Genomic DNA, 12,451 nt, shown 5'->3' on the forward strand with positions numbered 1-12,451 from the left:
AATATTTACAGAAATTAATATCAGTCTGAATAAAACATAAGTTATCCAGAGTCATTTCTCGCAAACACTTATAAATATTATCTATTACAACTATTGTAAAGTATATTGTAAATTTTACCCTAAATTAGGCCTCAAAGTTTACATTACCACTATAACTAAATCTCACAGTTTTAATTACGTGAATTCCCAATTTTTTCTAAGATCCAGTTTTCAATTTCACTTTCAATAAAAGCAACTGCACGAGCACCAATTTTAATCGGGGCTGGAAATAGGTTTTGATTGATAAGATGATAAATCCAAGCCTTACCATATCCAGTTCTGTCGATAACTTCTGGTAAACGAATAAGGCGAGTATTCTGCTGATTCATATTTTATTCCTCATTTCAGTTGCGATGGGAATTACTATATAAATGAATCAGCAACAAAAGTAGCGAACTTCATAACACCTAAATGATAGAAATTAACTCTTTTCAGAATCAGAGAGTTTCATGGTGTCTGAAACTCTCATGTTTTTTAAATGGCTATTCTTGTTTATGAAGTAATAAAACTGCCTGATGAAGTCAACTGAGGCCGCTTTGAGGGCAAGTGGTCTGTCGGTATCCTTTACATGATAGTGAAGTCTGATCTGACTTTCATCATCATCATCGGTATAAAGCAGCCTGGACAGTCGATCATCCGATACACGAATCTGTTTAATCTTTGTCCAAACTAAAATGTCGAGCATAGGGATGATTCGATAGTTGATAAGCTTCTTAATGGTTCCATATCCAAAGCGAACGGAATCCAGAGGGTTTTCCTGTATTTCCATGTACTTACGCCACTGAGGTAATGCCGCTTTGAGTGATTCCGCAATTTCGTCGTCTGTGCCACTTGAGAGATCAACTTCTAACATGACTGTTCTTTGGAATTGGTCGGGTAAACTTTCGTAGAGAGTTTCTTCCTGTAGCTCACCGTTGATTGAATACTTATCATCGCCATGCCACACAAAAGTGCCCCGTTGCATTGAGATGATGCTCAGTTCAGCAAGTCGTTCAAGTGTAGTTAGAAAGAAATGAGGCGGTTGAAACAATCGGTTGTCCGGTGCCATATAGCCAAGTTGCTTTTCCTCAATCAAGAATGGATTTCCGCTGAAAATTTTTTCGAAGTATCCCATTAGGGCTTTTGCCTCAAAATCCTCCCTGTAGCTTTTGAAGAACAGTGTTCTGGCCCACAGCTCGTGGTATAACTGTAGAAGGGTGAGATCTTCGAACTTACGATATGTGTCGATATCTAACCATTTCTTGATTTCTTTGGTATGTTCAGTTGTCCAGTTTTTCACTCATCCTCTCCGTCTATAACTCAATATTTAAGTAAACTATACGGGGGGTGATTCGGGGAGTAAATATCGATTTAAAGATCTTTAGTTGTTATCAACCCGCTGATTATTAAAGAAAATAACAATGAAATCGATATTCAGATTCAGAACATTGAGTAGTTTTTCTGCAGCGATATCAAATTTTTAACAGAAAAGAGAACGTTCGATCAATACCCTAACGCTATAAGCCTGCTTATAGCGTTTTTTTATGGTAGGAAGAAGATGCTTCAGAGGGTAAACTATCACCCTTCTTTTAATATGGATTTATTTGAGGCTCAACCATGCAAACTTTACCTCCCTGCCCTAAGTGTCACTCTGAATACAGTTGGCAGGATGGAGACATGCTTAACTGCCCGGAATGCGGTCATGTCTGGGCTGATGGTGCTGATAGTGGTACGGATGAGGGACTTATCGTTAAAGATGCCAATGGTAATTTACTGGCTGATGGCGACAGCGTGACGGTCATTAAGGACCTGAAAGTGAAAGGAAGTTCAACGCCGCTAAAAATTGGCACCAAAGTGAAAAGTATCCGTCTGGTAGAAGGCGATCACAATATTGATTGTAAAATTGACGGTTTTGGGCCAATGAAGTTGAAATCTGAATTTGTTAAAAAGAGCTGATCGTTGCCAGTAGCCATTCAGGCTACTGGCCTGTTCGTATTAATGCGTGCGTTTTCTGAAAAAATCAAAAAACACAGTAATATTACAACAATAGTTTGCAATTATACTGTTCTAGCCCTAAAACCATTCCATTATAAAAAGCGATTCCTTTCCGATTAGAATTTTATCAACTATTTTTTATAAAGTAAGCATCTTTTGCCAAGTCATCACCAATACATAAAGCATCAACCCTATCTCATTTTGTCGCCTTATACTTTCAGGTAAAAGTAAATATTGTTCCCTGGGAAAATCACCTTTGCCGCATTCATCCTTGCAACTAATGAACAGTGCTTATACTAAATAAATCATTAGAAACAGCCAAAATACATTATTGAGTAATAACACAAAAAATAAAACACTAAGATCTCATTAAATGATTAATAAAATATGTTCTTATTGATAAAGATAGTTTCCAGAAAAATAGATATTTTCTAGATATATTTAGTTCAGATCAGTCCTTGCGCATAAGCATAACGGATTAATTCAATGTTTGAGGAAACGCCCAGGCGACGCATAGCGTTATACTTTTGAGTAGAAATCGTGCTGATTGTCCGATTCTGGCGCTGTGCAATTTCTGCAAGCGAATAGCCTGATGAAAACAACCGGACCACCTCCAGCTCTTTGGGCGTCAGGGTGCTACCTCGCTCACTACCTTTGCTGGAAGGCACTTTGAGATAGTTGAAGGATGATGAGTAATAGCACTCCTGCTGGCTAACGACATGATGACAAGCCAACACGGTTTCTTCCACACTATCGCACTTACTTACAACGGCTTTGACACCATAATCACTTGCCTTTCTTAAAATCGCCGTATTCTTTTGCGAGGTCAGTAAAACAATTTTCACATCAGGAAAACGACCGTGCAGAGCTCGTAATTTAGTAAAACCATCAATTGTCGAACGATCCGATCCCAAAGAGAAGTCAGTAATGACAATATCTGTTGGCCTGGCAGACAGGGCAGATAACAAGTCTTTACCGCAGACGGCCTCATTCGTGATAAGAAATTTATCATTGCCAGAAAAAAGCATCTTCAGCGAATACAAAATATGTGGATGATCATCAGATATGGTTACTGTGTATCTATTATGCATACTCCCTCCCGATAAAATATCATCATAATGTTCCCTATGATTCGATAACAAGTTAACGTTTTATCGTCACTCAGACTGCAACTTGTAGTAAATCCATGTATTAACACCGTACGACTTTGAGAAAACAGCCATAACTGATCATTTACTGAATCATAACAAAATTGTTTTAGATTAGGGCCCTCAAAAAATATCAAACGCATACCAGATAATTCCATGGTAGCAGTGCAACGCATCAAATCACTCAGCCTACTAATTACATCAATGCATAGACTACCTCTTTAGAATTAATTTAACCGTAGAAGATCATCCTAATGAGATTAATTCAGGAGTATACATTTTTCTACCCAACACAGCCAGAAAGGTCAAAAAAAATAACCATCAAAAAACGAACAAGTAATAATAAAATTCTGCGATAGCCGACTTACATCAATAATTATCGCAACCATTTACCAATTCGAATAACGTGATCATGTATATATGCTACGCCCCTCCTACACGGGTCAGCACGAGGAAAAATCAACATCGCGTCATGCACCATCAACTTCACATACGATAAAATTCAGAATAATTTTTATTAATGCACCTTTGCGAAAAAAAGAAACAAAATCCAATAAAAACCATTTAAATTCAAAATGTTATAATCATATCAGTCATTAAAATCCCTCGGAGAATTATTAAAACTAATACTTTCGTCTCTCCCTGAGAAAAATTCAGTCGCCGAAAGCTGCATAACCCCTTAGGCTTGCGGCCTCTACCCAGGAGCAGACCATGTTACTCACCGTACTTTACATTATCGGTATTACTGCCGAAGCCATGACCGGGGCACTTGCTGCGGGTCGCCGTAAAATGGACATGTTCGGCGTTATCATTATCGCCTCAGTCACCGCGATTGGTGGAGGGTCGGTGCGGGATATGCTGCTTGGTCACTATCCTCTGGGATGGGTAAAACACCCTGAGTACATCATGATTGTCGCCGCTGCGGCGGTTGTCACGACGCTGGCCGCCCCACTTATGCCTCATTTGCGTAAGGTCTTTCTCGTACTTGATGCGCTAGGCCTGGTCGTTTTTTCAATTCTGGGCGCACAGGTTGCACTGGACATGGGATATGCTGGAATCATTGCCGCTATCAGCGCTGTCGTCACCGGCGTCTTTGGTGGTGTTCTGCGCGATATGTTTTGCAATCGTATTCCACTTGTTTTTCAAAAAGAGCTTTATGCGGGGATCGCCTTTGCCTCAGGATGGGTTTATATCCTGTTGTTAAAAACCGCACTGGCCATGGAAACAGTCGTCATCATCACCCTGATTTGTGGATTTATAGCACGCCTGCTGGCACTGCGTTTCAAACTGGGTTTACCCGTTTTCAATTATCCGCACGGCGACCACTGAAGCTCTAGCTCTCAGGGCCGTATTCTCAGTTCGGGTTGCATCAACCAGGCTATCATCTCCTGCACGTCACGATGATTCAGAAAATCACTAATCTGACGTGCCAGACCCACGCCAACACCCGGGAGCTGCTGCCACTGCTTCTCCGTTCGTGCCAGGAGTACCTCCCAGCTGTCATCCACTAGCGTCCGTAATGCCGATTCGGGTATCGGAACGCCCAGTGCTCTGACCCAGCGTTTAAAAGGCTGCCGACGGCTAAGCTGAAACTGCTGCCAGAAAAGGTGTGCCATATGCTGGCTCATTCCAATCGACGATTGTAACCTCTCCTCGGTCAGCACCATCGATGAGAAAAGATGATTCAGGCTGCCTGTCTGAATCAGCCGCTGCCACCCGCTTCGCCCCAGCCCCGTAAAGTTAAGTGCCTGTTTACCGCCAAGCCATTCAAGACGGGCCAGAAACTGCTCATTACAATCCGCCGTCAGTTGGAAACAGCTGAGCATAGTGTACCGTTGCTCATCGGGTGGGGATGGGTAATCGCGCTCGGTTACGCGCCAGAGTACTTGATTGAATCGAGGTATTCCCTGCCCAGCAAGACTAATACTCACCTGATCGCCAGCAACGATGTCTTTTTCGCGCCAGCGAGATAGAGAGCCAATGCTAACCCGGCTCACCCGCTTATCATCAAGCTGTACGGGTTCAAGGTCTAAAATCACACTGATTTTTCCACTTCGCCCAATGGTGAATCTCACGGCTTGTACCTCAGTACTCACTTCAGGCGGTGGATATTTCCAGGCTACGGCCCAACTCCCCAGATCGGGCATCCAGCTACTGCCCTGAACTCCCGGTTCACTGTGCACCACGATGCCATCAGTCACAAAAGGTAATGGTGTTTCAAACCAGCGCTTACGCCACATTTGCACAGCATCAGCATCCTCAACCTGTCGGGTCCAGGCGCTGACATCCGGAAAGCCCGCATCGCGAATGCCCTCAAGACGCTGCATCATATTGCTCGGGCCATTCGGCCAGGCCCAGATAAACAATCCAATATTACGTAGCTCATTGATCGGTTGCTTTGCCATCAGGGCACCGACAACCTTCGAACGCGCATTCTTTCCCCCATGCAATCTCTGTTGATGCCCGGTCATCAACAAATACAGCTCGCCCTGGAAAACGGTGTGTGCTTCGCGGAGCGGAATGGATTGCGGTATGGCAGCTATACGCCGGGCTTTTTCCGTCCAGTCTTCGCCACGCAGGCCATCACCCCGACTGATCGCTTGATGCAATTTGCCATCCTGATAGACCAGCGTAATGGCAACACCGTCTATTTTTGGTTGTACCCATAAATCGCGGCGGGCTCCCATCCAATCGGCCAGAGCAAATTTATCCCTGAGCTTTTTCACCCCCACATGAGCAACCGGATGAAGGGCTTTCCCATTCGTGGTTAACAGAGGCTGGCGTAAACCGCTATCGGGCTGAAAGCAGCGTTGCCAACTCTGCATCCTTGACTGTAAGGCGTCATAACGCTCATCAGTGACTAAACTCACTCCCTGGCGATGATAGGCGTCATCCCATTGCTTGAGTTGCTTTTCCAACGCGGCCATCTCACTTATTTGCCGTGCTGGTGCCCAGACCGGACACTGTGCCTGTGCAATTGTACTTAGTAATCCAATCACCAAAATCAGAAATCGCATCCCAGCCTCTCTTATCAGAACCACCGACAGGCTGCAGTAAAACGCATCAAATGCAGACTGGCGAGCTGCGAAAAAAGGTTCTGGAAACAGGTGCTGAAACTAATGCTGCAACACCGGGCTTCAAGGCAAAATTTTGCGTGATGCTATCCGTTTTCGGATAAAATGGCGCATTACTCAGCCGAAACGCTGCATGAAGGGCTGCACATGTGTATACTGTGCAGGAAGTAGACTCCGCTTTATTGGCATATCAAGAATAATCATGGCTCAAGGCACGCTTTATATTGTTTCCGCCCCTAGCGGCGCGGGTAAATCCAGCCTGATTCAGGCACTGTTAAAAACGCAACCGTTGTACGACACTCAGGTCTCTATTTCACATACCACTCGCGGTATGCGGCCCGGTGAAAATCATGGTGAGCACTATTATTTCGTCAACCATGACGAATTTCGTTCCATGATTAGTGACGATGCGTTTCTCGAACATGCGGAGGTTTTCGGTAATTATTACGGAACATCCCGCAAAGCCATTGAGCAGGTTCTGGCTACCGGTGTTGATGTTTTTCTTGATATTGACTGGCAGGGCGCGAAGCAGATCCGTCAGAAAATGCCGGCCTCGCGCAGCATCTTCGTATTGCCGCCTTCAAAAGATGAGCTGGACCGCCGCCTGCGTGGGCGGGGACAGGACAGTGAAGAGGTGATTACCAAACGTATGGAGCAGGCCGTGGCCGAAATGAGCCACTATGCCGAATACGATTATTTAATTGTGAATGATGATTTCGATCTGGCTCTGTCCGATCTGAAAACAATCATTCGCGCCGAGCGTCTGCGCATGAGTCGTCAAAAGGCTCGTCATGATGCTTTAATTAGCAAACTATTGGCAGACTGAGGACAACTCAGTATGATGCCCAGTCATTTCTTCACCCGTGGAGTATCACACTTATGGCACGCGTAACCGTACAGGACGCAGTAGAAAAAATTGGTAACCGTTTTGACCTGGTTCTGGTAGCCGCACGTCGCGCGCGTCAGATGCAGGTTGGTGGTAAAGACCCACTGGTTCCAGAAGAAAACGATAAATCTACCGTTATCGCACTGCGCGAAATCGAAGAGGGTCTGATTACTAATCAGATCCTTGACGTCCGCGATCGTCAGGAACAGCAAGAGCAGGAAGCCGCTGAAATTCAGGCTGTTACCGCTATCGCTGAAGGTCGTCGTTAATCGGATCTGAAGGCTCGCCTTGTATCTGTTTGAAAGCCTCAATCAGCTGATTGAAAAATACTTGCCTGAGGAGCAAATAAAGCGCCTCAAGCAAGCTTATCTGGTCGCACGTGATGCTCACGAGGGACAGACACGCTCCAGCGGTGAGCCTTATATTACTCACCCGGTCGCTGTTGCCTGCATCCTGGCTGAAATGAAGCTAGACCATGAAACACTCATGGCCGCTTTGCTCCACGATGTTATCGAAGACACTCCCGCTACGTATCAGGATATGGAACAGCTGTTCGGCAAAAGCGTTGCTGAGCTGGTCGAAGGCGTATCCAAACTTGATAAGCTAAAATTCCGCGACAAAAAAGAAGCGCAGGCGGAGAACTTCCGCAAAATGATCATGGCGATGGTGCAGGATATCCGCGTCATTCTGATCAAGCTGGCCGACCGTACGCACAATATGCGCACGCTGGGCTCCTTACGTCCGGACAAACGCCGGCGTATCGCTCTTGAAACGTTGGAAATTTACAGTCCCCTGGCGCACCGCCTGGGTATTCACCATTTGAAAACCGAGCTGGAAGAGCTGGGCTTTGAAGCTCTGTATCCGAATCGCTATCGAGTGATCAAAGAAGTGGTGAAAGCCGCGCGCGGCAACCGTAAAGAGATGATTCAAAAGATCCTATCTGAAATCGACGGTCGTCTGCAGGAAGCCGGTATCCCTTGCCGCGTAAGCGGTAGAGAAAAGCACCTTTATTCCATCTATTGTAAAATGCACCTGAAAGAACAGCGCTTCCATTCCATTATGGATATCTACGCTTTTCGGGTGATCGTGCATGATATGGACACCTGCTATCGCGTTCTCGGCCAAATGCACAGCCTGTATAAGCCGCGCCCGGGGCGAGTCAAAGACTACATCGCGATTCCCAAAGCTAACGGCTATCAGTCACTGCATACCTCGATGATCGGCCCACACGGTGTGCCGGTGGAGGTACAGATCCGTACTGAAGATATGGATCAGATGGCAGAGATGGGGGTGGCAGCGCACTGGGCTTATAAAGAGCAGGGCGAAAGCAGCACAACCGCACAAATACGCGCCCAGCGCTGGCTGCAAAGCCTGCTGGAACTGCAGCAAAGTGCCGGAAGCTCCTTTGAGTTTATTGAGAGCGTTAAATCCGACCTGTTCCCGGATGAAATTTACGTGTTCACCCCGGAAGGGCGTATTGTTGAACTCCCCGCCGGAGCAACACCGGTCGATTTCGCCTATGCGGTGCATACCGATATCGGACATGCCTGCGTTGGTGCTCGAGTCGATCGCCAGCCTTACCCGCTGTCGCAATCGCTGACCAGCGGACAGACGGTAGAGATTATTACCGCGCCAGGCGCTCGCCCGAATGCGGCGTGGCTTAACTTTGTCGTCAGTTCGAAAGCACGAGCTAAAATTCGCCAACTGCTGAAAAATCTTAAGCGTGATGACTCCGTCAGCCTTGGCCGACGTTTGCTAAATCATGCTCTCGGCGGTAGCCGCAAGCTGGCCGAAATCCCTGAAGCCAATATTCAACACGAACTTGAGCGGATGAAGCTTGCTACGCTGGACGACCTGCTGGCGGAAATTGGCCTCGGTAACGCCATGAGCGTGGTCGTAGCTAAAAATCTTCAACAAAGCGATACGGCACCGATCGAAACACCATCATCTACACCTTCGCGCAGCAAGCTGCCGATTAAAGGCGCTGACGGTGTACTGATTACCTTTGCCAAATGCTGTCGCCCGATTCCTGGTGACCCCATCGTTGCCCACGTGAGCCCGGGTAAAGGATTAGTGGTACACCATGAATCCTGCAGAAATATCCGCGGTTATCAGAAAGAGCCTGAGAAATTCATGGCTGTTGAGTGGGACAAGGTTACCGAGCAGGAATTTGTTGCCGAAATCAAAGTGGATATGTTTAACCACCAGGGTGCACTGGCCAATCTGACTGCGGCAATTAACACCGCGGGCTCTAATATTCAGAGTCTGAATACCGAAGAAAAAGATGGCCGCGTATACAGCGCCTTTATCCGTTTGACGGCACGCGATCGTGTTCATCTGGCTAATATTATGCGTAAAATCCGCGTAATGCCGGATGTCATCAAGGTGCATCGTAACCGCAACTGAGGACAGGAGCGCCGATCCGCTCCTGTCGCCTTTCACCCGATCGTCGATTTATCGTACCGCGACGGAATTACTATTTTCAGGGAGTTATTCTTCGCATGAATGCACAACGTTATGCCCGTATCCGTGAGATGCTTGCCGCGCGCCAGCACGATCTGACGGTCTGTATGGAGCAGGTGCACAAACCCCATAACGTTTCCGCGGTGATCCGTACTGCCGATGCCGTTGGCGTGCATGAAGTGCATGCCGTCTGGCCCGGTAGCCGCATGCGCACCATGGTGTCATCCGCAGCCGGTAGCAACAGCTGGGTGCAGGTAAAAACTCACCGAACTATTTCTGAAGCCGTGCAGCATCTCAAAAGCCAGGATATGCAAATTCTGGCCACCAATCTGTCGGATAAAGCCGTCGATTTTCGCGAAATTGACTATACCCGCCCTACCTGTATTTTGATGGGCCAGGAAAAAACCGGTATCACCCGGGAAGCACTGGAGCTTGCCGACCAGGATATCATCATCCCAATGATTGGTATGGTGCAATCACTGAACGTCTCCGTAGCATCAGCATTGATCCTGTACGAAGCCCAGCGCCAGCGCCAGAATGCCGGTATGTACCAGCGTAAGGAAAGTACGCTGGCTTACGCCGAACAGCAGCGACTGCTGTTTGAAGGCGGCTACCCTGTCCTGGCTCGCGTTGCGAAACAGAAAGGCTTGCCCTATCCGGTGATCAATGACCGTGGTGAAGTGGAAGCGGACCCGGAATGGTGGGCCACCATGCAGTCAAAGGCGACGAAATAATGCAGGGCCGCCTGCTGGATGCCATTCCGCTGAACACGCTCACCGGCGTGGGCGCCAGTCAGGCAGCAAAGCTGGCAAAAATTGGCCTGCTTACCGTACAGGATCTGCTGCTGCATCTACCGATGCGCTATGAAGACCGTACTCAACTTTATAAAATCAACGATCTGCTGCCGGGCATCTTTGCCACCGTAGAAGGTGACGTGCTGCACTGCGACATCAGCTTTGGCCGACGCCGTATGCTGACCTGCCAGATTAGCGATGGAACCGGCGTGCTGACGCTGCGTTTCTTCAACTTTAATGCCGGAATGAAAAACAGCCTCGCTGTCGGGCGACGCGTTACCGCCTATGGTGAAATCAAACGTGGTCAGCGCGGGGCGGAAATCATTCATCCTGAATATAAGATTCAGGGAGAACAAGGCGTCACCGGTCTACAGGAAACACTGACCCCGGTCTACTCGACCACCGAGGGGGTCCGCCAGGCTACGCTGCGTAACCTGACCGACCAGGCACTTGCCCTGCTGGACACCTGCGCTATTGCCGAATTACTGCCTCCCGAGCTAAGCCAGGGACTGATTGGACTGCCGGAAGCGCTACGCACGCTGCATCGCCCTCCACCGGATATCGCCCTGAGCGATCTCGACAGCGGCACACATCCCGCTCAGCGCCGGTTAATTATGGAAGAACTGCTGGCTCACAATCTCAGCATGCTGGCAGTCCGCGCCGGGGCTCAGCGCTATCACGCACTTGCCATGACGCCCCGCCACTCGCTGAGCGATAAATTACTGGCTGCACTTCCGTTCCGTCCTACCGGCGCTCAACAGCGCGTTGGCCGTGAAATAGAAACTGACCTCGCAAAAGATTACCCAATGATGCGCCTCGTGCAGGGCGACGTTGGTTCCGGTAAAACGCTGGTAGCAGCGCTGGCTGCACTTAATGTGATTGCCTGGGGCAAACAGGTGGCACTGATGGCCCCCACAGAGCTGCTGGCTGAACAGCACGCAAATAACTTCCGCCAGTGGTTCGCTCCATTAGGAATTGAAGTGGGTTGGCTGGCAGGAAAACAGAAAGGTAAGGCTCGCCTTGCCCAGCAGGAAGCGATTGCCAGCGGCCAGGTATCAATGATTGTCGGTACTCACGCCATATTTCAGGAGCAGGTGCAGTTTAACGGACTGGCACTGGTCATTATCGATGAACAGCATCGCTTTGGCGTTCACCAACGTCTGGCACTATGGGAAAAAGGCGAAGAGCAGGGATTCCATCCGCACCAGCTGATCATGACCGCCACGCCCATTCCGCGGACCCTGGCGATGACCGCCTATGCCGATCTCGATACCTCCACCATCGACGAACTGCCACCGGGCCGAACACCCGTGACTACCGTAGCAATCCCGGATACGCGCCGTGCGGATATCATCGCCCGCGTTAAAAGTGCCTGTAGTACGGAAGGCCGTCAGGCGTACTGGGTGTGTACGCTGATTGAAGAGTCGGAACTGCTGGAAGCGCAGGCGGCTGAAGCCACCTGGGAAGAGCTAAAGCTGGCACTGCCCGATTTGCAGGTTGGTCTGGTGCACGGCCGCATGAAGCCGGCGGAAAAACTGGCGGTGATGCAGGCATTTAAAGCCGGTGAAATCCAGCTGTTGATTGCCACCACCGTGATTGAAGTTGGGGTTGATGTTCCCAATGCCAGCCTGATGATTATTGAAAACCCGGAACGGCTGGGCCTGGCACAGCTCCATCAGCTGCGCGGGCGCGTCGGGCGCGGTGCTGTCGCCTCTCACTGCGTACTGCTGTATAAGGCACCGCTTAGCAAAACGGCACAAAAACGGTTGCAGGTTCTGCGCGACAGCAATGACGGTTTTGTTATTGCCCAGTGCGATCTCGAAATACGCGGCCCAGGTGAGCTGCTGGGTACGCGTCAGACCGGCAATGCCGAGTTTAAGGTGGCCGATCTCCTACGCGATGGCGCGATGATTCCGGAAGTTCAGCGCGTGGCTCGCCATATTCACCAGCACTATCCCCAGCAGGCGCAGGCTTTAATTGAGCGCTGGCTTCCTGAAACCGAGCGCTACACCAACGCCTGAAGTGCGTACCCTTAATCGCCGACTTCAGCATCAATTTTCATCATCAGCAAAC

At 48.6% G+C, this 12,451-nt stretch carries 11 protein-coding genes; 7 read left to right on the forward strand and 4 right to left on the reverse strand.

What is annotated here, in order from left to right:
* Window positions 1-170: 170 nt before the first annotated feature.
* Together JOE09_RS23985 and JOE09_RS23990 are read right to left on the reverse strand one after the other, a co-directional pair.
* The gene (locus JOE09_RS23985; RefSeq protein ID WP_021463370.1) at window positions 171-368 is read right to left on the reverse strand and encodes a helix-turn-helix transcriptional regulator; all 198 of its coding nucleotides are present in this window, start codon (window positions 366-368) and stop codon (window positions 171-173) included.
* 92 nt (window positions 369-460) lie between these two features.
* Window positions 461-1,318, reverse strand: coding sequence for a DUF6387 family protein (locus tag JOE09_RS23990; RefSeq protein WP_033631362.1), 858 nt, complete (start codon window positions 1,316-1,318; stop codon window positions 461-463).
* Window positions 1,319-1,635: 317 nt separating this feature from the next.
* On the opposite strand from JOE09_RS23990, the gene JOE09_RS23995 reads away from it, so the two are divergent.
* On the forward strand, window positions 1,636-1,974 hold the full coding sequence (locus JOE09_RS23995; RefSeq protein WP_205067604.1) for a zinc ribbon domain-containing protein YjdM: 339 nt from the start codon (window positions 1,636-1,638) through the stop codon (window positions 1,972-1,974).
* 485 nt (window positions 1,975-2,459) lie between these two features.
* Here JOE09_RS23995 and JOE09_RS24000 read toward each other — a convergent pair whose 3' ends face one another.
* Window positions 2,460-3,104: a response regulator gene (locus JOE09_RS24000; RefSeq protein WP_205067605.1), complete on the reverse strand. Its 645-nt coding sequence runs from the start codon at window positions 3,102-3,104 to the stop codon at window positions 2,460-2,462.
* A gap of 768 nt (window positions 3,105-3,872) precedes the next feature.
* On the opposite strand from JOE09_RS24000, the gene JOE09_RS24005 reads away from it, so the two are divergent.
* Window positions 3,873-4,490: a trimeric intracellular cation channel family protein gene (locus JOE09_RS24005; RefSeq protein WP_205067606.1), complete on the forward strand. Its 618-nt coding sequence runs from the start codon at window positions 3,873-3,875 to the stop codon at window positions 4,488-4,490.
* Between the two features lie 11 nt (window positions 4,491-4,501).
* Here the strand turns inward: JOE09_RS24005 and ligB are convergent, their stop codons facing one another.
* Window positions 4,502-6,178 (reverse strand): NAD-dependent DNA ligase LigB, encoded by a 1,677-nt coding sequence (gene ligB, locus JOE09_RS24010; protein WP_205067607.1) that lies wholly within the window; start codon window positions 6,176-6,178, stop codon window positions 4,502-4,504.
* A 259-nt stretch (window positions 6,179-6,437) separates the two neighbouring features.
* Between ligB and gmk the strand changes: the two genes are divergently transcribed.
* From gmk to recG, 5 genes are all read left to right on the forward strand, one after another.
* On the forward strand, window positions 6,438-7,061 hold the full coding sequence (gene gmk / locus JOE09_RS24015; RefSeq protein ID WP_105594423.1) for a guanylate kinase: 624 nt from the start codon (window positions 6,438-6,440) through the stop codon (window positions 7,059-7,061).
* A gap of 53 nt (window positions 7,062-7,114) precedes the next feature.
* Entirely contained in the window at window positions 7,115-7,390 is a 276-nt protein-coding gene (gene rpoZ / locus JOE09_RS24020; RefSeq protein ID WP_105594422.1) for a DNA-directed RNA polymerase subunit omega, read from the forward strand.
* A 19-nt stretch (window positions 7,391-7,409) separates the two neighbouring features.
* Entirely contained in the window at window positions 7,410-9,527 is a 2,118-nt protein-coding gene (spoT, locus tag JOE09_RS24025) for a bifunctional GTP diphosphokinase/guanosine-3',5'-bis pyrophosphate 3'-pyrophosphohydrolase (RefSeq protein ID WP_105594421.1), read from the forward strand.
* Between the two features lie 95 nt (window positions 9,528-9,622).
* Complete coding sequence (gene trmH / locus JOE09_RS24030; RefSeq protein WP_200547504.1) at window positions 9,623-10,318, forward strand: tRNA (guanosine(18)-2'-O)-methyltransferase TrmH; 696 nt, start codon at window positions 9,623-9,625, stop codon at window positions 10,316-10,318.
* Complete coding sequence (gene recG, locus JOE09_RS24035) at window positions 10,318-12,399, forward strand: ATP-dependent DNA helicase RecG (protein WP_205067608.1); 2,082 nt, start codon at window positions 10,318-10,320, stop codon at window positions 12,397-12,399. The genes trmH and recG overlap by 1 nt, the downstream gene beginning before the upstream one ends.
* The last annotated feature ends 52 nt before the right edge of the window (window positions 12,400-12,451 follow it).

This window comes from Pantoea coffeiphila (genome assembly GCF_016909495.1).
GTDB lineage: Bacteria > Pseudomonadota > Gammaproteobacteria > Enterobacterales > Enterobacteriaceae > Erwinia > Erwinia coffeiphila.

What these genes read in the sequence shown, in the direction of transcription:
- rpoZ (WP_105594422.1), top strand. Translation starts at nt 7,115, where the DNA reads ATGGCACGCGTAACCGTACAGGACGCAGTAGAAAAAATTGGTAACCGT.
- gmk (WP_105594423.1), top strand. Translation starts at nt 6,438, where the DNA reads ATGGCTCAAGGCACGCTTTATATTGTTTCCGCCCCTAGCGGCGCGGGT.
- ligB (WP_205067607.1), bottom strand. Translation starts at nt 6,178, where the DNA reads ATGCGATTTCTGATTTTGGTGATTGGATTACTAAGTACAATTGCACAG.
- JOE09_RS24000 (WP_205067605.1), bottom strand. Translation starts at nt 3,104, where the DNA reads ATGCATAATAGATACACAGTAACCATATCTGATGATCATCCACATATT.
- trmH (WP_200547504.1), top strand. Translation starts at nt 9,623, where the DNA reads ATGAATGCACAACGTTATGCCCGTATCCGTGAGATGCTTGCCGCGCGC.
- JOE09_RS23985 (WP_021463370.1), bottom strand. Translation starts at nt 368, where the DNA reads ATGAATCAGCAGAATACTCGCCTTATTCGTTTACCAGAAGTTATCGAC.
- JOE09_RS24005 (WP_205067606.1), top strand. Translation starts at nt 3,873, where the DNA reads ATGTTACTCACCGTACTTTACATTATCGGTATTACTGCCGAAGCCATG.
- JOE09_RS23995 (WP_205067604.1), top strand. Translation starts at nt 1,636, where the DNA reads ATGCAAACTTTACCTCCCTGCCCTAAGTGTCACTCTGAATACAGTTGG.
- recG (WP_205067608.1), top strand. Translation starts at nt 10,318, where the DNA reads ATGCAGGGCCGCCTGCTGGATGCCATTCCGCTGAACACGCTCACCGGC.